The sequence below is a fragment of the Faecalicatena faecalis genome, from assembly GCF_012524165.2.
GTDB classification, from domain to species: Bacteria; Bacillota; Clostridia; order Lachnospirales; family Lachnospiraceae; genus Faecalicatena_A; species Faecalicatena_A faecalis.
The window spans coordinates 50211-72167 of the sequence record NZ_JABACJ020000019.1 but is presented as its reverse complement, the minus strand read 5'-3'; the positions used below and the strand labels follow the sequence as shown (position 1 = coordinate 72167).

At 44.0% G+C, this 21957-nt stretch carries 20 protein-coding genes; 4 read left to right on the top strand and 16 right to left on the bottom strand.

From position 1 onward, the window contains the following. Window positions 1–174: 174 nt before the first annotated feature. Window positions 175–384: a hypothetical protein gene (locus HGO97_RS17175; protein ID WP_246597535.1), complete on the bottom strand. Its 210-nt coding sequence runs from the start codon at window positions 382–384 to the stop codon at window positions 175–177. Between the two features lie 159 nt (window positions 385–543). On the opposite strand from HGO97_RS17175, the gene HGO97_RS17170 reads away from it, so the two are divergent. Both HGO97_RS17170 and HGO97_RS17165 read left to right on the top strand, forming a co-directional pair. After that, window positions 544–891 carry a PadR family transcriptional regulator gene (locus HGO97_RS17170; protein ID WP_216244153.1) on the top strand — a complete coding sequence of 116 codons (348 nt, stop codon included), beginning with the start codon at window positions 544–546 and terminating at the stop codon, window positions 889–891. A gap of 22 nt (window positions 892–913) precedes the next feature. Next, window positions 914–1594, top strand: coding sequence for a hypothetical protein (locus HGO97_RS17165; protein ID WP_216244151.1), 681 nt, complete (start codon window positions 914–916; stop codon window positions 1592–1594). A 155-nt stretch (window positions 1595–1749) separates the two neighbouring features. On the opposite strand, the gene HGO97_RS17160 is transcribed toward HGO97_RS17165, so the two are convergent. The 3 genes from HGO97_RS17160 to HGO97_RS17150 are packed head-to-tail and all read right to left on the bottom strand — an operon-like array spanning window position 1750 to window position 5303. Then, window positions 1750–2589, bottom strand: a complete 840-nt coding sequence (locus HGO97_RS17160) for a hypothetical protein (RefSeq protein ID WP_216244149.1) — start codon at window positions 2587–2589, stop codon at window positions 1750–1752. Beyond that, the gene (locus HGO97_RS17155) at window positions 2564–4039 is read right to left on the bottom strand and encodes an AAA family ATPase (RefSeq protein ID WP_216244146.1); all 1476 of its coding nucleotides are present in this window, start codon (window positions 4037–4039) and stop codon (window positions 2564–2566) included. Before HGO97_RS17155 ends, HGO97_RS17160 begins: the two co-directional genes overlap by 26 nt. Further along, a complete protein-coding gene (locus HGO97_RS17150) occupies window positions 4008–5303 on the bottom strand; it encodes a hypothetical protein (RefSeq protein WP_216244145.1) in 1296 nt (431 codons plus the stop codon). The genes HGO97_RS17155 and HGO97_RS17150 overlap by 32 nt, the downstream gene beginning before the upstream one ends. A 284-nt stretch (window positions 5304–5587) precedes the next feature. Here HGO97_RS17150 and HGO97_RS17145 point away from each other — a divergent pair, with 284 nt between their 5' ends. Continuing rightward, window positions 5588–7312, top strand: coding sequence for an SEL1-like repeat protein (locus tag HGO97_RS17145; protein ID WP_216244143.1), 1725 nt, complete (start codon window positions 5588–5590; stop codon window positions 7310–7312). A gap of 4 nt (window positions 7313–7316) precedes the next feature. Here HGO97_RS17145 and HGO97_RS17140 read toward each other — a convergent pair whose 3' ends face one another. The 12 genes from HGO97_RS17140 to HGO97_RS17085 form a co-directional block, all read right to left on the bottom strand. Continuing rightward, the gene (locus HGO97_RS17140; RefSeq protein ID WP_216244141.1) at window positions 7317–9164 is read right to left on the bottom strand and encodes an Hsp70 family protein; all 1848 of its coding nucleotides are present in this window, start codon (window positions 9162–9164) and stop codon (window positions 7317–7319) included. Between the two features lie 3 nt (window positions 9165–9167). Further along, on the bottom strand, window positions 9168–10604 hold the full coding sequence (locus tag HGO97_RS17135; protein ID WP_216244139.1) for a hypothetical protein: 1437 nt from the start codon (window positions 10602–10604) through the stop codon (window positions 9168–9170). A 3-nt stretch (window positions 10605–10607) separates the two neighbouring features. Further along, window positions 10608–11936: a hypothetical protein gene (locus HGO97_RS17130; RefSeq protein WP_216244138.1), complete on the bottom strand. Its 1329-nt coding sequence runs from the start codon at window positions 11934–11936 to the stop codon at window positions 10608–10610. A 1-nt stretch (window position 11937) separates the two neighbouring features. Next, a complete protein-coding gene (locus tag HGO97_RS17125; RefSeq protein WP_216244137.1) occupies window positions 11938–13371 on the bottom strand; it encodes a penicillin-binding transpeptidase domain-containing protein in 1434 nt (477 codons plus the stop codon). Further along, a complete protein-coding gene (locus tag HGO97_RS17120; protein ID WP_216244135.1) occupies window positions 13364–14611 on the bottom strand; it encodes an FtsW/RodA/SpoVE family cell cycle protein in 1248 nt (415 codons plus the stop codon). Before HGO97_RS17120 ends, HGO97_RS17125 begins: the two co-directional genes overlap by 8 nt. A 28-nt stretch (window positions 14612–14639) precedes the next feature. After that, window positions 14640–15107, bottom strand: coding sequence for a hypothetical protein (locus HGO97_RS17115; protein WP_216244133.1), 468 nt, complete (start codon window positions 15105–15107; stop codon window positions 14640–14642). Continuing rightward, window positions 15100–15516, bottom strand: a complete 417-nt coding sequence (locus HGO97_RS17110) for a hypothetical protein (protein WP_216244131.1) — start codon at window positions 15514–15516, stop codon at window positions 15100–15102. Before HGO97_RS17110 ends, HGO97_RS17115 begins: the two co-directional genes overlap by 8 nt. A 134-nt stretch (window positions 15517–15650) precedes the next feature. Then, the gene (locus HGO97_RS17105) at window positions 15651–16673 is read right to left on the bottom strand and encodes an ABC transporter permease subunit (RefSeq protein ID WP_216244129.1); all 1023 of its coding nucleotides are present in this window, start codon (window positions 16671–16673) and stop codon (window positions 15651–15653) included. Window position 16674: 1 nt separating this feature from the next. Beyond that, window positions 16675–17766, bottom strand: a complete 1092-nt coding sequence (locus HGO97_RS17100; RefSeq protein WP_216244127.1) for an ABC transporter permease — start codon at window positions 17764–17766, stop codon at window positions 16675–16677. After that, complete coding sequence (locus HGO97_RS17095; RefSeq protein ID WP_216244179.1) at window positions 17766–19259, bottom strand: sugar ABC transporter ATP-binding protein; 1494 nt, start codon at window positions 19257–19259, stop codon at window positions 17766–17768. Before HGO97_RS17095 ends, HGO97_RS17100 begins: the two co-directional genes overlap by 1 nt. A 187-nt stretch (window positions 19260–19446) precedes the next feature. Continuing rightward, window positions 19447–20445 carry an ABC transporter substrate-binding protein gene (locus HGO97_RS17090; protein ID WP_216244126.1) on the bottom strand — a complete coding sequence of 333 codons (999 nt, stop codon included), beginning with the start codon at window positions 20443–20445 and terminating at the stop codon, window positions 19447–19449. Between the two features lie 229 nt (window positions 20446–20674). After that, window positions 20675–20923, bottom strand: a complete 249-nt coding sequence (locus HGO97_RS17085; RefSeq protein WP_216244183.1) for a hypothetical protein — start codon at window positions 20921–20923, stop codon at window positions 20675–20677. 3 nt (window positions 20924–20926) lie between these two features. Between HGO97_RS17085 and HGO97_RS17080 the strand changes: the two genes are divergently transcribed. Further along, a complete protein-coding gene (locus tag HGO97_RS17080) occupies window positions 20927–21952 on the top strand; it encodes a substrate-binding domain-containing protein (protein WP_246597533.1) in 1026 nt (341 codons plus the stop codon). Window positions 21953–21957 lie beyond the last annotated feature (5 nt).

Genomic DNA, 21957 nt, shown 5'->3' with positions numbered 1-21957 from the left:
ACTCATTTTGATACTCGCTTTGATACTCACTTTAGTACGCACTTTTTCCAAAATTCTGTAAAACCAGGCGCTGTTGCAAAATGAAGATTTCATACAGAATATAGCATCTAGTTTATTTGAGCCAAACTATTTATTGTAGAAATTTATTGTTTTGCAACAGCGCCGGCTTATTGTCTAATCCCCCCATGCACTTTCATGATAGATAAAACAAATAGCTTGTGGCCTTCCCGCCTCGATTCCCGGTATCTTTCTCACATCCGGATGTCCCTGCAAACAGGGACCGATTTCTTTGGTATGTACCAGATCCTCCACTAGGAAAAATCCTGCTTCCGCCAGAGCTGCATACTGTAAAATAGCCACATGTCCGGCTACTCCGACTCCCATGCTGATAATCTCATCTCGTCTCAGTTTGATACAATAAATACATCTCCCTCCTTGACATCCATCTACTATGTGGTACAATATAGTCAACAAGTACTTTGTGTTACATAGTAGTGAAATCAAAGTGTGTTTGAAAACATATCATTAAGAAGGTGATACCACATGTATGACAAATCACAGATGATGCGCGGAACTTTAGAAGGTTGTATTTTGAAGATCCTCAGCATCGAGACGACCTACGGTTATGAAATCGTGGTGAAATTGCAGTATTACGGATTCGAAGACGTGAAAGAGGGAACGATCTATCCCCTTCTTGTGCGGCTGGAGAGGAAAAAAATGATTTCTTCAGAATTCCGGCCCTCTCCTCTTGGTCCCAGCAGAAAATATTATACTTTAACAGAAGACGGATATACACTTTTAAAGGAATTTGAAACTTGCTGGAGCAGCGTCTCCGCTACCGTGAACTCCATCCTCACACTGTCCCCCGATCATGGAAGTTCTGACAACTAAACTCAGGAAAGAGGTGCTCTTTATGTTGAACAAATATCAAAATCTAAAAAGCAAAAATAAATCTAGTTTATATTCACTAACAGATGCAGACCGAACCTATATTGATAAAACAATACGCTATGTCTGCTCGGCAGGAATTGGCATGCTGGAGGGCGAATTTATACGGAAAGATTTAATCGGCATGGCACTGGAGGCCGAAGCATTAGGTTCCTCTTTAGAGCAGCGCCTGGGTGATGCCGCAGCATTTAGCCAAAGTCTCGTCTCTGAGAATGCCTGTACAGATCTTACGGTAAGAAAATTTGAAAAGCTGTATTATGGAATCTGGCAGGTCGGTGCATTGCTGAGTATTATGACAGCGCTATTTATTGTACCTCTCGGTATGTATAAGCGAAACATATCCTTACTATTTATCCTTTTTGTTGTGATTTATGCCATTGCCGCCTATCTCGTGATTTTTAACATAAACCGCCTGGTCTTCGCCTCGCGGCAGTGCAAGTTTACCATTATAATTTTTGCATTCCTAATTCTTCCTTTTATTTTGCAGAACGTAAGAAATATACTTTTAAACCTTGGCCCCCAGCTCCCCGGAGCGGCTCTGTGGATTTTTCTCTGTGCAAGCGTATTAATCTATATAACTGGCCGATTGCTTTTTGAAAATTTCGCCATTAAAAATGCGCGGAAAAATCACTGGGATCTTACATGACATATTGTAAACGATACGGCGGACAGTCTCTAAGAGTACTTCCTAACATCATATACATTCACCCGTTAGAAACGTGCGCCGCCGGGCGCACCTATCGAATCAAGTCCCCCTGCATTAAAGAATAGCAGGGGGACTTGATCAATCACTTGCAAGCCTTAGGAACATTTCCAGTCCTCCCCTTTTGCCCCTTCGCAGCATATCCTCAACAAAGGCGCCACCTTCTTCCCCTTCTCCTTATATTTTTTGTAATACAGTTGTCTCTCATCTCCCCCCACATATTTAGCCAGCACACCAGGGATATACCATCCATCCTCATACTCCATCTCCACAGCACTGGCCGCAAAGATCTGTGAGTACAGCCTCTTCATCTTCTTATCTGGCATCAGTTCAATGAGTGCAAGCATCTCATTGAACTGCTCCACCTCAAACACTGCCAATGTGTGTTCTTCCCACTTTGTAAGCATGTACTTCTTCTTTTTGTCCAGCGGCAGCACTATACGGTACCCTTTTTGCTCCTTCAAGCGTGAATACTCTTTTATGACAGTGGCCAGTTGTTTTACTTTATCCCTCTTCCTCTGCCTGTCCACGCGCAGTGGATACAGGACATAGAAATAAATCCACGCCAGAGCCTCCTCATCCCTCAGCCTCCCATTGCCATTTATTACAACACGCATAGAAGCGAGCTCCTCAACTGGATAATCGTATATATCATTCTCCCATACATAATCATCCCTGACTGTAACACTGACCATCTCCTCCATGCCCTCTTCTTTCTTTTCCACGTAAATATACATCCAGGTCCGCTGAATCCCCTCTTTAATATTATGCAGATTCCACTTTTTCATTTTTTTATGCAGTTCCATACAACGGTCAACATCTGGCGGGTTTGTTGGATAAATATACATACATTCACGCACTAAGGCTTCTGTTAAAACACTACTGAAATCTTCCCACGTTCTCTCACGCATTTTACAATTCGCTTCTGCATTTCTCATTCTGCTTCTCTCCTTTTTCAAAAACAGGCGGCTCCCCATTCTCTAATACTCCGGAATGGATACGGGCTCTTGAATAATGATTCTGCATCATATCAAACTTATAGCCCCCGACCAGCTCTTCCAATATTGAAAATGCGGATCTTGCCCCAAAATCCTCTTTTACCGCCTTTTCTGCGATCATATCGATCACCTCATCCTCCACGATCAGCTCCAGGTCATCCCATTCATACTCTTTACATCTCCTCTTCAGAGGACCTGACTCATGAAGCAGGATTTCCCGCAGCTGTTCCTTTTTCAGACGTTCCAGCCGCACAATATTCGGAATGCGCCCAAGGAACTCTTTCTGTGCCCCAATTGCCAGAAGATCCTCCCTGATACTGTTTCCCTCCCGCGCATATCCCTGTCCTTTTTGCTCCTGCATGACAAACCCCAGGGAACTCTCCTTCCTTCTTTTATTCTCCAACTCCTCCAGTTCCTGAAACGCCCCGCCGAGAATGAACAGAATATTTTTTGTATCTATGTTGTTTGACTTCGCATCCCCTGCAATCGCGGACATCAGCTGATGCTGGACAAAGACATTCATATCTCCGTCCTTGGTATAGTTGGGCTTCATAATCTTATCTATCTCATCCAGATATATAATTCCCCTGTTGAAGCTAAGCTTTTTTTCCGTGCATTTTTTGGCAAAACACCGGAAGATCTCTTCAATATCATTTCCGCTAAATCCATTCGGTGTCAGCTGTGAAGCGTCATAAGTCATCACGGCCATTTGGTCACTGATCTTTTCAAACTGCGCCAGCAGATTGATCAGATAGTTTTTTCCGGAACCGCTTGGTCCTATCATAAGAAGAGGTGTCCTGTCCCCATACCGCAAATAGTGGTAGACCGTCATGGCAAGCCGTTTCTTTGCGGTATCCTGTCCAACAACATATTGATCCAGGTATGCCTTTAACTCCATCGGGAATTCCGATGAGCACTGCGTATCTTCACACGGGCCGCGGCCTTCATTTTGCCGCATGGCAAGATATTCTAATTCCGCCAGCAAAACAACAATGGAGGAGTACTGAACCTCATGGGCTGGTCTTTCATAGACTCTGAAATAGTACTCCAGCCATTGTGCAGCAAAGACAATGGCCTTTTTCTTTTTGCCCGCCCGAATCTCTTTGCACAGCCTGTTTCCCCAAATATATCCTGTCTGTCCAACAATATAAGCAAATTCATAGGTAAACAAAATCTGCTTTAACTGCTTGATCATTTCTTCCGTTGTCTGGAGCTCCGCCTTGAACATTTTTACGTAACGGAAAACACAGGTCAGGATATGCAGTGCATCCGCCTTCTCCATTTCTTCTAATTCATCCTTATTTTTATAATGTGCCTCGACCGCTTCTTCCATAATGTCCTGAAGCGCCTCCTTAAATTTATATGTCTCCATCTGTAAAAGCCGTTCCATCGTATTCTCCACCTTTCCTATGATCTATTAGACTGCCGAGTTTACATTTAGGAGCTAAGCTGTGCCTTTTCGACTTCTGCTTTACAGCACATCCAAGCAGACAGGTTCCCAGAAGGCAGACGTCATACAATCCATACGCTCCGCAAAATGGCATGAGTGAAAATGTTTTCTGTATGGGAAGCAGTGAAAATGACATTGCAAGTCCAGCACCCCAGCGGACTACCAGCATACATGCCGAGCAAAAGACATATACCCGAAGCCCGCTTCCCTGAATTCCTTTGCATAACCGGATCACGAGCCAGATCGCTGCAGCCGTAACACACAGATAGCCGATAGCTGCGAGCCACCCATACTCTTTTAAAAGGACCCAGATTGGATTGGCAGCATATGTGTTGATCAGCCAGTCGTCCAGGAAAACCGGGACTCTCCTCATTGGCCCCGCAAAGCTGGCTTCCAGCATCAGCTCCCTCACAAGATGACCTGTATAGCCATAGATCTGTTCTCCTCTATAGAACCCGCCGACTCTTTCCCAAAAATAGCTGATATGAGTCCCCGCCATGAATGCTCCCACGCAGAACATTCCGATTCCCATTGCAATTGAATTGAAAGCCCATCTTTTCCCATTCACTATGTAACCCCTGAAAAAATATACATAAGAGCAATATACATAAGTCAGAAAAATAACTCCGCCCGCAAAGAGTGTTCTTACAACATCCCCATCCCAGCATCTTTCAAGTTGTATGTATGCCAGGCTGCTCAGCAGGATATTCCAGAGTGAGAAGCACAGGAACCGATTCTTTCCATACGTTCTGGTCCACACCTTTGCCGACAAAATCAGCGAAACCGGATAAAACACATTGATTATGAGCCAGTATGTTATAAACCTTGGATACGTGACCGACAATTGAAGCGGCGCGATCTTCAGCCAGATATCTGTCCGGGAGCTCCCCATGAACGGAACCATGATCAGCTGCCGTACTATTTCACCCAGCAAAACGAATCCGATAAGAACGAGCAGCAGCTTCTCAACAGACCAGCCGTTCCAGATATTTTTCCTGTACCATTCCCACTGACACCATATCAGGAAGAACATCACTCCTGTACACAAAAGAACGATCCCTGTCGTATAAGCCTCATGCTCGACTGTATTGGCCGGAATATGACCGTGTTTCTGGTACACCTGTGCATAATCAGCTGCGAAGACCAACAGCCATACACAGACTGCCAAACCTGCAAGATACATTATTTTTAATTTACTCTTCATCCTCTCTCTCCTCCCCTGTATTGCTGTTTCTTGAGTATATACACATCATAAATAATTTTGTCCCAGTTGAAAATTGTCTGGATGTGGAGACAACTTTTTATTATTTGTGGATCATAAGAGCCTTTCTCGATTCACCTGGCGGCAATAAATCAGAAGTAAACCAGGGTTAATTATCTGATTTTTCTTTCAATAATCTGTCTTTTGTGGTAGAATAGCTAAAGATGCATTGAAATGCAGTCCAACACACATTCATATTCACCAGATGAAAGTAAGGAGGTTCCACAATGAGCAAACCTAAATCTACAACAAATACCCCTTCCCTGGATTTCACAAATACTGCTATTTTAAAGGAATTGTACAAGGTACACCACGAATACCGCCTTTTTCATACGCAGTCGGATTTTTTTATTTTTCTTTTCCGCTATATGAGGAATGATATCCCGCTGGAGTACTATTCCAAATCTAATCCGATTAATAATAAGACTCTTTCTAAAAATTATACATATATCTACTCCATTGACCCTGCCAACGTTTCCAACTATTTCAGTGGTAAAAAGAAGTTTTCCCATCAGATACTCGCACCGCGTATAAGCCGCGATGATGATGACTCTCTTGAAAAAAAGAAACAGAATGCAAAAATACCGCAGGCCAGATATGGTATCAATTATCTTGAGATGTATGGAAAGAAAAATATTGAAAATATTCTGAACAAGTATACCTACTATTTGAAGGAAACTGCAGCAGATGACAGTATCTTCCCTGCTCTCCTGGAAGATCTTAAGAAGATTTCCATTGATCCGGAAACGCCGTATGATGATGCCCTTACAAACTGTGCCTATCTGACCTATAAGACCGTCTACTGGCGGCTCTCCTATGACAGCCAGTTACCACGCGAGACTAAGAAAAATAAAAACATTAACTATCCTGAACTGATTGAAGAGCAGCACATAAAATATCTGGAATCTGTATGTATGCACCCGATTAATACAAACAGCCGTTTTGAAAAGCTGAAGTTTTTGGCAAATAATGATAATGCCTGGGCCGCACTGGAACTGGGGGATCTGTATTATACCGGAGGTATTCTCACCTACGAAAGCAATGAGTATACCCGTGTATCCACAGATTACAACCTGGCATTCTACTATTATCAGATCGGTGCCGACCAGCATTTCGGTCCTGCCTGCTGGGCACTGGCTGATATGATGTACAAGCACACCAATCCGTATTATACAAACCCGGATTATATGGAAGAAGTGTTACGGCTGCTGGATATCTCTATGGAACAGAACTATGCTGCCGGCTTCAACACCAGAGGTGTACTCTATGAGCAGGAAGCCCTCTCTTATATGGATATTGATAAGAAAGCCCGAAAGTTCCTTGGCTATAAGGATGAAGATGCTGCCTGCAAAGCACTGGTAAATGCCATCACCTACTATGACCGTGCTGGGTCTATGAATTACGAATTTGCCCATAACCGTCTTGCCGCATTGTTCCAGAATCCTTATTATCAGGATTTTCTCACCCGGCACAGAAGCCTTTTTTCTATCGAGCACGCATCTGTAGAGGAACGCCTGGTGGATTCCATTAAACTTCAGAACACATGGGCAATGAATAAGTACGCAAACGATATCCTCTGGAAGGACCCTGAACGACAAGATCAGGCCGTTTATTACTTTTCTATTGCAGCATCCAAGGGGTTCCACTGGAGCCAGTATAATCTGGCTTCAAAGGTATACTGCGAGGACGGTTACCAGCCTAACGAAGAGCTCTACGTCTCCAACCTGTACCAGGCCTCCCAGCGCAGGCTGGCCCGTGCGACCTGCGACCTGGCCCGCTACTATTATAAGCGTTGGGAGAACACGCAGGATGCCAGTGCACTGGCACAGGCAGAAACGCTCCTTCATGATGCCCTTGAGCAGAACCACAACGGCGTGGATTCCTATAAAGAATCACTGGAAACTGAGATCAGCCAGCTTCTCCTGGAATGTGAGAAGGCTAGTCAAGTGTAAGGCTTTACCGGCAGTTCGGATATACACGATAATCCCACAGATGCCTGCCTGCGGCCATATCTGCATCATCCTTGAGCAGATATTGATAGATAAAATTCTGCAGATCCCACGTCAGATCCAGATGGCAGAACCTTCCATCGGATAGCTGCACAATATTCCATGCATGGCCCTCGTAGCCTCTGCCATAGCCAATAATCACCATGGACGGAATCTGGAGCTTCTTTAAGATATATGTATAGGCACTTGATATTCCTGCGCAAATACCATCTCCATGCAACAGACACTCAAGCGTTGGCGCATAATCCGGAAACTTTCCATCCTTTTTCTCCGAATAGGTAAATCTGCGTGCCAGATGGTCATACACAGCTATGATCATCTGGCGCTCTTCATTACCCGCCTGAAATTCTGTCTTTGCAGTAACAGCATCCACGATCTGCTCTACCGTCTGATTGATCTGGCTTAACTTCCTTTGCACTTCTGGCTTTGTACTGTTATAATTCAGCCCGAGCCGCCAGATATCCACCCCATCCTTTTTGTACCTGGCATTAATCCGTGTGTCTCCATAATTCCAGTAAAATCCCAGCTCCGGGTAATCATATATGATGGCATTAACGACTGCATAGTATTCTCTGTCTGTCCTGATCGGAACCTCTATCTCCCCGCTCAGTTCTGCTATGGCATAGACCAGTGACCAGTACGCCTCCAAAAGCCTGGAATCAAGAGTATTTTTAAGCCCCAGGGAATTCACCCTCTGAATGGGAACCACAGTCCGGTCTCCCAGATATTCTACGGTTTTGGGTTCCGCACTTTCTTTCATAGTCTGTGGCATCCTGGCTGCCTCATTTTCAATGATCAGTTCCTTTTTTTCATCCAGCACCAGTCTTGCATAGGCTGCTGCCCCCAGCGCCGCTGCCTCCCTCTCCTTGTATCCTAAGACCCTGCTGTTGGCATAACGTTCTCTGAATGTATCGCTGAAAAAGGGATTGCAGTTCGTCCCTCCAATTAAAACCGTAGTATCCACATGACCGATCCCCAGCCTTCTTACAGAAGCATCAAACCTGTCTGCTGCTTCCAAAAACTGCTTCTGAACCAGTCCACAGAGTACAAGATACTCAATTTTGGTCATTTTCATTTTATAGCTCTTTGTATCCTTTTCAGAGTAGAGAACAAAGGTATCTTCTTCGATTCCCTTTGAGGATAAACTGATTTTTGCCTCTTCCACCTTTGACCGAAGGGCTTCCTGCATCTGGCTATCCTCTTTCAGGCTGATTCCTTCTTTCGCCAGCTTTCTCGCATAAAATTCCATCATCAGACGGTCCACACCATCGCCGCCCGGCTGCGCCCTTTCCACCGCCTTTACTGTCACCCTTCTGCCTTCTGTCTCCACCAACGCAAAGTCCAGAGTCTTTGCCCCTGCGTCCACTACCCGGTAATACTTCTTTTTCTCCGTCATTTCATTCCATGTAAGGAAAGCCAGGACCGCAGCAGCCGGTTCCGATAGCAAGGCTTCCACATGAAATCCGGCACTCTGGGCACTCCTTTTTAAAAGTTCTTTCTCTTCCTCGGAAACATCTGCCGGACAAGTCAGTGTCAGCCCTTCCATGGTGATTCCCAGGGAACCATAGGGATCTATTGAGTGACGGTATTCCCTCCTGATTCTGGCAAACAATGTCTTCATCATCTCACTGCGTTCAAACGCATTTTCCGCCAGTACGTCATGCGATGTACATGGTTTTCCATCTCCATTTGGGATAATAATATTTTTATGAAGTTTCTGATTATACACTGCCATAGTAATGCTGGATGTACCAATATCCACAGCATAATGCTTCGAATGATACTGTTCGAACATGGATTATCCCTCCCCGCCGAGTTTATATATCTGTACCGCCGTGTCCCTGACGATTCTGTCGGTCATGCGTGTTCCGATCTGCCAGCCAAAGAAGTCGTTATGGATTTCTGCGAAAATTCTGATCCACTCTTTGTATTCCCTGGCTGAAGACGAAGTGTCACTTAAAAACCTGAAAAATTCTGTGTAGTAGTACGGTCCCATGGAGATAGTACTCTGATTATTCCTGCGCAGGTTACAATACTCTTTATCTGTCATCTCAAATGTAAGAAGCGCGAGACGTACGAATTTTCTTTTCTGGCATTTTCCTGCATCATACAGATCTATCCCGCTTAACTGCTTCCTCAACTGAGGTCTGACCATGTTCAGAAAACTTTCGCTGCTCCCTGCCTGATAAATGAGTTTTTCCCTGAGCCGCATCAAATCATACTTCTCATCTCCGCAAACATAGTAGTCCTGAACAGCTTTCCTCAGATCCTCCTCCAGCTCTACTTTCACTGCCTTCTGCTTTTGCTTCTTATCCGTAAACCCTTCTGTCTTTTTTAAATAGCGGTATGCTGCTGCATTCAGGCTTTCCAGATCTGCCAGAAGATCCTGTCCGTGACTGTCTGCCATACCGATCCCTTGGTTCCTGTACAGGCTTTTAAAAAAGGCAGTACGCACAGACTGATCCGATGAGGTAATGAGTCTTGAAAGAAAAGGAAATTTTCTGAACTGATACTCTTTTATTTCAGCTGTCATATCCTGCATTGTCCACCTGGTATACAGTTCTGCATCTGTATATTCCCGTTCGGTATGAAACAGAAAATGAAAGGTCGTCTGCACACAATTTCCTGAACTTAATGTAGACAGCTTATGAGCATACTGCATGGGCAGGACCCGGTACATCTCTGCCTGAACCTCTCTGGAATCATATTCCAGTGTGTTCAAAAGGATATGCTCGTTTTTTGCCAGCACCAGCATCACATGTACAAAAAAGTTCCAGCGTCTGCCTTCGGACAGCTTCCTCCAGAATACGCTCATTTCCTCCTGGTCGTCTGCAATCTCAGGGCTGTGGTAGTCAAGCAGCCCTTCCTTCTGATAATTCACCAGTTCATCCATGGGTCCCTTGGTAAAGAGCTCGTCAAAAACGGGATGATCCAATACCTCTTTCAGCTCAGCATCAAACTGCTGATTAGAAACAATGTGGCCATGTGTATATCCATGAGGTCTGGATTCCACCTTGGTTCCGGGTATATACGTCGTCTGGCTGAGCAGCATGGCCCCATCCACGATCGGCATGATACAAAGTCCGGGGGAACCTGCGGGAGAAACCAAGTCAATATCAAGAGCCTTTTTTTCCATCTCATAGTATTCTCTGCTTCCAGCAATTTCCTCAGAACAGTATACGTTCCTTACACCACGGCTTCCCTTGATTCCATTTACAAAGCTTCCTGTCTTCATAGCTTACATCTCCCCTCCCATAAACTTATGGCAAAATAAACCGATTTTTTTCAAAGTCATCTTCCCAATGTCTGCGGTACTATCTGGTATCCTGCTTCCTTCTTCTGTGACCTCCTCACACCCCTTCTTTTTTCCAGAAAGAATTCCTTCCCTGCACAGGATATACCGCCAAAATTCATCTGACCGAAACGGAACCTGACGTTGATGTCCCAGATCGGGATCATCAGTCTGATCATTTAGATCCGCACAGATAAACAGATCTACCGGCTGGACCTTCCCTATTTTCTGAATCAATGCCCAGAGCAAAGGATTACTTTCCCTGATATATGCCCCAAGCTCTCTCTGTAATTCCTGATAGGCCTCTATATCAAAATCCAGTGAGGATTCTGACAACCTCGTACAGCCTCCCTCTCCCTTAAGTGTGTTCCTATTGAGCAGTGTCCTCAAATGCTTATTATCCACTCCTGACAGAAGATCTGCTTTGGTCAGGATAAAGGAGAAACGTCTTCCGCTCGCCCCGCCAAGCCGCTGCCCATAATGGTAATATCGTTCCAGTATATCTACACTCTGGGTCGATCTGCCCGCAGCCATCTCCAGATACTCATCTGCTGGAAAGAGAAACACTGTTACTGCATTTGCGTTATGCCAGATCTTGCTCATCATGTTCAGGTCCTTGTACAGCTCTCCTGCTTCGGCATATGCCTCCAGCAGAAGGCTCCTCTCTCTGTAATTGACTCTCAATGGGATTCCCTCGATTTCTTCCCCTATCTTATTCCTGTCAGGGAGAATTCCTGACCTAAAAGCTGCCAGCTTATCGAGTATTTTCCTTCGCTCCTTACTCTCGAAGGAAAGATCTAGTTCCGAATTCAATTTCCCTTCACTCTGAATTTCCAGAGCTTTCATCATCTCATAAAGATTCATAAGCTTCACTGTTTTTCCTGCGCCAGGAGCACCCAGAAAATAGATTCTGCACTGCCTGCATTCAAAGCTGCTCAACGGAAGTAGTTCAAAAGATTTTCTGATATAAAGCACATCATAGTAAATGCCTGCCCTGTCCCGAAATGCAATGGGCGCGATTCCACTTCCGGTCCTGTCATATACCGGCTCCAAATCATCCTGTTCAATGTCCTTAAAATAGTCTCTTACCTCTTCGAACTGCTTTACTTTATCCCAGCTTTTCAGGTATGGAAAATGATTGACTGCATCCGCCTGTTCCAGAAGGAGGCGGTTGGTCACCCACAGTTCCTCAGATTTTCCTTCCAGGGAGTTTCCATAATTATCGTGATATGTGTGGGTATTCATTTCACTTTTCTTCCAGTTTAATTTCTTCATTTTACTTTCCACCTTCTTTTAATAAAAGATATTCCAAGATCTCTCTGGCCGCACCACACGCTTCCTGCGAGCTTGTCCATTCCGGCTTTGCATGGTCAATACAAGTGATGACCAGATAAGACTCCCTGCTTTCAACTTCCGTCACCCCTGCCACACACCAGAGCGTATTTGTCACACGATCCGTCTCCTCTGCTGTTCCTGTCTTTGAAGCAATCCTGTAACCCTGATCTGACATATCCAGCCTTTTTCCGGTACCATTTTCTGTAACACCTGCCATCATTTCCACAACTTTCTCTGCTGTCTCTCCACTGCACATCCTCATTGATCTATCATCCTTCGTAGGGATAAATTCACTTTTTCCCCTCTCACGAACAGACAGAAGAATCTTTGGGGCCGGTGCAACGCCTTTGTTGAAGATCGCGCTATATGAAATACCAAGGCTGAGCAGACTGCCTCTACAGTTTCCTGCACCTATCGCTGCCCTTACTTTGTCACCCGCATCAGCTTTTGCCCCGTAATATGTACTGTCTGAATAAGTAAGGGACTGAGAAAAAGAAAAACTGTTATCAAAACCAAACCGCTTTAACTTCTCAAGGAGCTGTTTTTGGGGAACAGCGGAAGCGGCAGCGAGGGCATACCCGTTGCAAGAAATACGCAGCCCCTCTTTCATCGTACTAAGCGAACCGTGATATACGTTACTGTCACACTGTACTTGTACTCCCTGAAACATGTGATTTCCCTTCACACACTGATAGTTCAGATGTTCCAATGAGGGGTCGATTTCGAGCAATGCTGCATACAACAGAGGCTTCATTGTTGAACCAAGCATTAAGGAAGATTTAAATACTTTGTTGTCTGCTCTGTCATCAGAGAGAAGTCCATCCTTAAGGTTCAAATTTCCCTCATCGTTCAGGTCAAATGCCGGAAGACTGACTGCTGCTAGAATTTCTCCCGTTTTATAGTTTAAAACAAGCACAGCTGAATCCGTATAAGCATTTTTTGTAAGTAAACTATAAATGAAATTAGTCAAATCTCCCTCTAAGCTGAGCTGAATATCATTGCCAACATTTCGGGTGAATGGGTTTAGCTCCTTAAGTCTGTCCTGTTTGAGTCCATACAAATAGTCTGCTGCCATTCCTCTCACTGTATAAGAGGATTTCAGGCTGGTCCAGATGTCGGGACCGATCAAGTTGGAGAAGGACTCCGCATATTCCTTTTCAAATATTTCCGTTTCATTGTCTACACCCTTTCCGATTAATTTCATGTCATGGTCGTAAATTTTTCCCATAGTGACTTCATTACTGATTGCCAGAGCATACTTTCCTGGCGTCTCCTGCGCTGCTTTTCCCAGATAAACTTTCCCGCTTACTAATAAGCCCAGAATCAGCACCGTAACCAATAGATGATTCTTCCATCTTGTTTTTTGTTTAAGCATGCATACTTTCCCCCTTTCCTCTTATCACTATCAAGAGTCCCATCAAAACATACATCGCCATATTCGTGGACTTTCCTTGTGACAAGAACGGAACACCGATCCCAGATAGTAAAAAAGAACCAAGAACACCGGACACTGCAAACAGCGTCATTATGAATAGAATAAGACCAATGCTATCAACCACGATACGTTCATATTTGGTGGAAACATTACTATTCCATACATTTTTTATCAATAACACTATGAGTGTGATTGCTAAAATGGTAAATATCAGTCCATTACCATAGAGAATACCCGCTATCGCATAATCGGTAGTCACGTTCTGGATGATGTCCTGTTCCAACGCTCCATTTCCGGCTCCATATAGGCCAATGTGGTGTATATTCTCCTGAAGATACAGAACTGGAGCTGCATCCCATGGTATTTGTTCCATTGCTTTTTGAATATTAATAAATATTAAGAGGCGGTTTCTTACTTTTACGCTTGTTCCAAGGACCGCTATGATCCCCGCCAGACCAGCCAGTGAAAACCTTATTTTTGACTGCATGTTTCTACCATACAATAAAAACATAATGGCATTCATACCTGAGATCACTATGACAGTTCCATACTCATTGTTTATCACGCCTGCAAGAAACGCGACTATTAATATAAGCCCTAATAATAGATAATGATTGAGTGGAAGCGCATCTACCCTTTTTAGTGACCCTTCCCCTAACTTTTTCCATGGTCTTTTCCTATTCGTCAGTTCTACATCTCTGGAAAGACAGTATCCTGCTGCGATGGGTGCCATGAGCATCAGACACCCTAGCGTTATGACGCTTTCTTTATAAATGCTAAGATATGATCCGTTCACTTCCTTCCCCAGGATACGAGTCAAAATCAATGCAAGCGGAATTCCTAAAAAGCACAGCAGTCCAATCAATCTTTTTCTATACAGCCCTGTCAGGCCAAATATAACGCCAAGCAGAAGCCCGGCCATTTCTATTATGACTTCTGTCAGCACAGCCCTGGGAGAGTTATAAGAATATTGAAGCATCATTCCAATCGCTGAGAGAATGAATGCGATATGAAGATAGGTGACATCACGGTCCTTATAACAGGCATAGATCTCGATCAATGTTGCCATAATAATTAGTATCAGGGTAGCCAGAGCGAGATAGAAAATTCCCGCCAGCGATTTTGCCTTTACAGACACTCCTGCCCAGCACCCTATCAGAAGAATTGTTAATTCTGTCAAATGAACCACCCCCTAGACTTTGGTCTATCTATGCAATCTCAAACCTTAAATCATCAATCATAAAATACTCATTCTGGCTGAATTTTAAAATTCTGTATTCATCCTCTCGATATACAGCAAATGCCGTTTCAATTTCTCCCCTCAGGACACTGACAGCAACCTCGTCCTTCTCTGCCTGCAAAAATAAAAGCACTCTCCTTTTTAAATAACGCCCCTTCAAATATATATAATTGGGGTCTATAAGACCTCTGATCCATGAATTTCCCAGGTAGTATGCACCCTCGTCAAGATTGACCGAGTCTCTTACCTTACGCCTTCTCAAATTATGAAATATGCGATATTTTCCATTCAGATCTGTCACCAGGATGGTCACCGCAAACTGAAGATTCTCCCCTCTTAACTCCTCCCTATAATCCTTCTCTGTGCATATAGAATAGAGTATGAAACTGATTAAACTGACCATGGAAAGTACCTGAAATAAAACAGCTTTATCCATGATATCCAGCCCCCTTTAGCAGCGCCCTTCCAGTCTCGAACAGATACTTTGCCCTGTCCCTTTCAGGAAGGGAAAAAACAATGACCTGATTCTCATCGATCATTACCGCCTGATTTTCATACCTTGCAGCTAAATACTTCACGTATCCGGTGATTTCTGACGTATTCATGAACCGCATTCCCCAATCGTGAAATGCCTCCCTGTATAAAGTACGGAATTCTACACAACTGAGACGTTTCAGAAGCTGCTTCATGTACGTTTCATAATAGGAAAAGCGAAGTATCTGTGTAATTCCTTCATAATTGATATAGACCAGATTGATCTTCCCCCTTTCCGGCATTGTCCAGTACTTCTGCAGTAATGCCGCATCTAATATTTCTTCTTTTTCCGCATTCTTTACTGATATCATATACTCCCTCCTCTGCATGGAAATCTCTGTATCAACCTTACAGTCTTATCATATCAGGGCATAAAAAAAGAAAAAATTGTCTGGAGTTACAGACAATTTTTTCTTTTTTTTATATTATGGATATAGGGTTTCTTTTACGCTGCCTTCTTCTTCCGCGCCATGACGATACTCTGTACTACAAGGAACAGACACAGCATTGCCGCAATTGTGATTCCTGTCCACCATGCCTGGTCGAGTCCGGCGGATGCTACGATATTCTGGATCGTACTTAAGGACAGTACGCCAAACAGTGTTCCTATAATGTTACCGACACCTCCTGTCAGCAGTGTTCCGCCGATGATGGAGGATGCGATGGCATTCATTTCCATTCCGGATGCATGAGATGGGGCCCCTGAACCTACATGTAAGAAGTAGACATATCCGGCAAGACCTGCCAGAACTCCACTGAATAACTGTGCGAGAAATCTTGTTCTCTTGACATTAATACCAAGCATTAATGCACTCTGCTTATTTCCGCCTACTGCATAGAAGGAACGGCCAAGCTTTGTCCATCTGAGCATAACAAACATCAGTACAACAACAAGGAGTGCCACAATGACTCCGATTTCCACATAAGCATCTACATATTTTCCGATTCTGTTGATGGAACCCATGCCGGGAACAACAACTCTGGTGTCTTTTAAAGCAACAAATGCTTTGTTCTGCACATTGAACGGATTGGTATGTACGATCGTCGTCATACCACGGGCAAAGAACATCCCTGCCAGTGTTACGATAAATGGCTGGATATCCAGGTAAGCCACCAAAAATCCCTGTACCAGACCGAATGCGAGGCCGATGCCCAGCGCAATCAAGATAGATACGAATACATTTCCACCCAGGTAATCCAGGTAAACCGCACAACACATGCTGACTAAGGCTACCACGCCGCCGACGGAAATATCAATACTGCCTGTGATCATGACCAGGCTTAATCCACAGGCTGTGATGATCAGCGCTGCATTGGTATTCAGGATATTGAAAAATGTCTGAGCCTTTAAGAAGCCGCCACCCTGAAATACCATCGCTCCGATATACATTAAGAAGAATACGACAATCGTGATCGTCAAAAGGAGAGTCGTATCGGTAATTGGTTTTTTCTTTTTATTTCCACCCATATTAACCAACCTCCTTTTTTGTTTTCATTTTCACAGTAAATGCTTTGAACTTCTCTCTAACGACCGGTGCACTGATCACCACCAGAATGATTACTACAATTGCTTTATATGCAGAAATCGCATCGGACTTTACGTTAAATTTGTAAAGTGTTGTTGCCAGGAACTGAATCACATAAGCTCCAAGGATAGAAGCTCCCATGTTGAATTTACCGCCTCCGAGAGCATTTCCGCCAAGCGCAACTGCCAGTATGGCATCCATCTCAATATCCTTGGCAATTACGGAGTAGTTGATGGATGAGATCCGGCTGACCTTGATCAAAGCTGCAACCGCTACACATATTCCAAGAATTACGAATGTGATAAACTTAATGAACGCAGGATTCAGACCGTTAAGTCTGGAAGAATTTTCATTAATACCTACGGACTGCACATATAATCCTAAGGTTGTAAACTTCAGTACCAGCGCCATGATGATAATACAGCCAAGTGCTATGAAAAATGGTGTTGGAACCGGAATTCCCGGGATGAATCCACCAAAGTATGTGAATCCTTTATCGCTAATGACTGGAAGTTCATTGTTGTTGATCCATGCTGCGATAGAACGTCCTGCCGTAAAAAGGATCAAAGTTGCGACCATCGGCTGAATCTTAAAGCCTGCCACCAGTATTCCGTTAAAGGCTCCACAGAGCATCCCTGCCACACATGCTACTAAAAATGCTACGATAATCGGTGCCTGCAGTTCGTCCGGTCTTGAATTTGACCCGCAAAGGACTCTTAAGATGACGGAACCTGCGATCGCGATCGTAGCGCCCACACTGATGTCCTGTCCTCCTGACGCTGCAGTTACAAGTGTCATACCGATTGCAAGAATGGCAAGCTCTGAACCGTAATCCAGGATGGTAATGAGATAGCCTGACAGTACCTGGTCCCCTGCGCTGTTGACATCCAACGAAATCTTGTAGAAGGATGGGTCAGCGATCAGGTTGAATACTGCCAACAGCAAGAGTGCTGCAATCGGAATCAGAATCTGTCTTCCTGCCAGCTTTGATGCAAAATTACTGATATTGAATTTATTTGTTTCTTTTGTCTGCATTATTCTACGTCACCTCCGGCAATTGTATCCATGACCTTGCTCTGGGACAAGTCTTCTCCTGAAAGCTCTCCGACCTGCTTTCTGTCTCTCATGACAATCAGCCTGGAACAGGTACGGAGCATCTCGTCCATTTCAGAAGAAATAAATGTCACGCTCATACCCTCAGAAGCAAGTTTTAATACCAGTTTCTGAATCTCGATCTTCGTGCCGATGTCAATTCCCCTGGTCGGCTCATCCAGAATCAGATATTCTGGATGGGTCAGAAGCCAGCGGGCGAGGATTACCTTCTGCTGGTTTCCTCCTGACAGTGACTTGATCGGTGTATCCGCAGATGCTGTTTTAATCTCCAGAAGCTTGATATACTCGTCTGCCAGTTTATTTGCCTGGGCCTTTGAAAATGGTTTGAAAAATCCCTTCAAAACCTGGGCTGCCAGTATAATATTATCTCTGACAGATAAATCTCCTACAATACCGTCCGCCTTACGGTCCTCCGGCAGATAGGCAATGCCTGCCTTCATGGCATCCAGTGGTTTGTTGATCTTAATTGGTTTTCCATTCTTCTTAACGGTTCCTGCGATTACTTTATCCGCGCCGAAAATCGCACGTACGCATTCACTTCGTCCAGATCCGAGAAGTCCGGTAAATCCATTGACCTCTCCCTTTCTGATGTTGAAGTTAAATGGTTTGATCCCTGCATTGCTCTGAAGGCCCTCGGCCTCGATTACAGGTGGAATCGCCTCATCTGCTACATATACCTGGCTTTCATCCTTGATCTGAGCCTCATCATCCAGCTCTTTTCCAAGCATCTTGGCAACCAGCTTTACTCTCGGCAGATCTTTGATCTCAAATTCACCGACAAGCTTGCCGTCACGCAGAACGGTAATCTTATCACACACCTCATATACCTGATCCAAAAAGTGGGTAACAAATATAATTCCTACTCCCTTGGCTCTTAAATCCCTCATCAGTCCGAACAGCTTCGCAACTTCCTGCTCATCCAGGGAGGAGGTCGGCTCATCCAGGATCAGTACCTTACAGTCCGTATCTACCGCCCTGGCAATCGCTACCATCTGCTGAATGGCGATAGAACAGCTTGATAACTGCTGTGTCGCTCTTGCCGGAATATCTAATGATTTTAATATTTTATCTGCGCCTTCATTTATCTTCTTCCAATTCTGGCCCAGTCCTTTTTCACGTCCAATATACATATTTTCAGCAACTGTAAGATTCGGGCAGAGTGTGATCTCCTGATATACAGTGCTGATTCCCAGATTCTGTGCATCCTGCGGTGAACGAATGACCGCAGCGTTATCCAGTCCTTTTAAGAAAATCTCCCCTTCATCCTTTTCGTAGACACCGGTAAGGACCTTGATCAGTGTAGATTTTCCGGCTCCGTTCTCACCCATAAGCGCATGGATCTCACCTTCGCAAAGTGTAAAATCCACCGCCTGCAGAGCACGAACCCCTGGAAAGCTTTTATAAATATTTCTCATCTCTAATACAGAATTTTCTTTCACCGACGTATTCACCTCTTAATCTGTTTTTCTGCAAAATATGCGGCGCAGCATATTTATTGGTCATCCTACACTGCGCCGCATTCCATTTTCTGATACTTGTTCAGATTTGTTGTTTTTTTCAAAGCGAATATTCTAAATCCGCTACGCTGCTTCCTTGATGAGATTAGATTCCATACTGGTTTACATCATCTTCTGTAATCGTTGTAGCATCGAATCCCTTTTCATCCATAATGATTGTCTTTTCTGCGATTTCTTCGCCAGCTTCCAATTTCTCGATTACGTCTGCAATATATTCAGCCTGGAATGGGTTGCACTGTCCATCGTAGTTCCAGTTCTGTGCAAGGAGTTCTTCCAATGCCCACTTGTTGCAGTCAAATCCCATAACAACGACATCTTTGCCAACACCATGAGAGATATTTGCTTTGTCGAGAGCTGCTACAGCACCTTTTGCCATGTCGTCATTCTCAGCATAGATTACGTTGAACTTCTCACCTGAGTCAATGACTGACTGAACGATCTGCTGTGCTTTTTCTGCATTCCACTCTGCTGTCTGCTGTGTCACGATCTTCCATCCATCTGATTTTGCTGCCTCATCAAGAGCGCCGGAACGTCCTTTCTGAGCTGCAGAACCCATAACACCCTGAATGTGAATAATGTTGTACTCGTCAAGCTTCTGATCTCTTAACCAGTTCACTGCTGTCTCGCCTTCTTTGTCCATATCTGAAACGATGGATGCTGCATAAAGGCTTTCATCAGCATCGATGGTACGGTCAAATAAGATTACCTGTGTTCCTGCATCCTGAGCGTCTTTCAGAACGGAATCCCATCCTGCTGTATCTGCTGCTGAAAGGAGTAAGTAGTCTACACCGTCCTGGATGAATTTCTGAGCGGATGCGATCTGCTCATCATTCTTCAAGCTGTATGCAAATGACGCATCATATCCATTTTCCTTTGTGAACATTGCTTTCATGTCTTTGTCATTTGCTGTACGGTATCCTGACTCGTTCGGGTCATTATTAATAATACCTACTTTGATTGACTCACTTTTATCTGCTTTTACGTCATTAGATGATGCTTCTTTATCTTTAGAGCCGCCGCCACATGCAACAAGGCTTAATGCCATCATAGATGCTAATAAAACTGAGATGATTCTCTTTTTCATAATTTCTTTCCTCCTGGTTTTAAGGTGTCTGGTTTTACTTGTTAATCTTAAACGGGGCCTCGTTTTCTTTAAGTTCAATATATCAGCCGGACATCATACATTCAATGCCAAAAACACTGTGTTTTAGCGATTTATGAGTTATTTACAATACAACTTTTACATGATACAATACTTTTTAAATACAACTTATGTACTGCGTACGTTTTTCTTAGGTTTTTAAGTTTATATGTTAGATTTTCTTACCTTTCATATGCCCAAAATCCGCTTTTTCTCCTGTGATTTGTATGAGCAATTTTTCAAAATCATGGAAAAATAGTAAAAAATCTAATACTGTACTTTTGTTTTTTTCATGTTGCACCAAACCATTTACCTGTAGAACCGGAAAATATTCCCCATTGAATTTCATTTTTTTAAGGAGATATCCATGCCCATCAAATATAAATGGCTCAGCGAACGTCTGAGAGATCTGATTACCCAAAATATGAAAAAAGGAGTCGATAAACTGCCTGCGGAGCAGGAGCTCTGCCGCAGATATAAAGTCAGCCGCCAGACGGTACGTCAATCTTTGTCTATCCTGGAAAAAGAGGGGCTGATCGAGAAGAGACGAGGGAGCGGAACCTACATTACCGGACGTTCTTCAAATGCTCAGAAGAATGTCATTGGAATTCTGATTTCGGATGATTCCGAGTACATTTATCCCAGACTTTTAAATGATATTAATACCGCCCTGACCAAGAATGGATTTTTCCAAGAAACATTCGTGACCGGAAATCGGACCAGTACGGAGCGGGAAATTCTTACTGCACTTCTGCCTCTTTCCCCAAGAGGGCTCATTGTAGAGGGCTGTAAAAGTGCACTGCCCAATCCCAATCTCGATTTATACCATGCTCTGCTAAAGAAGGGATGTCACATTGTATTTCTGCATAATTATTATCCAGCCCTGAAAGGCTGCCCCTATATCAAGGATGCCAACATCTCGGGCAGTATGATGCTTGTAAATTACCTGGTCAGCCAGGGACACACACAGATCGGAGGTATCTTTAAGGCCGACGATATGCAGGGAATTGAGCGTTTTCAAGGATTCATGGAAGCGATGCGGGACGCGGGTCTTACGGTTCCAGATGAACGGGTCAGTTGGTTTCACACTGATGATTTCAATAAATTACAGCAGCATGAGGATACTTCTTTTCTAAAAAAAATAGTACAGGAATCGTTAAATTCCTGTACTGCTGTCGTCTGTTATAATGATATGATTGCATATTTTCTTATGAAGGAACTAAAACTTTCCGGCTATCGGCTTCCAGATGAGATGTCAATTGTCACCTTTGACCATACTTATCTGAGCAATTCAAACCATCTGGCACTTACCACTCTCGGGCATACCCCTCACGAAATGGGGACGAGGGCCGTGCAGATGCTGATTGACTCCCTGAAGGGATTTGCTGTGATGCCGACAGAACTTCCATGGAAACTTATCCCAAAAGAAAGTACCCTCGAGAAGAGATAAGCGGA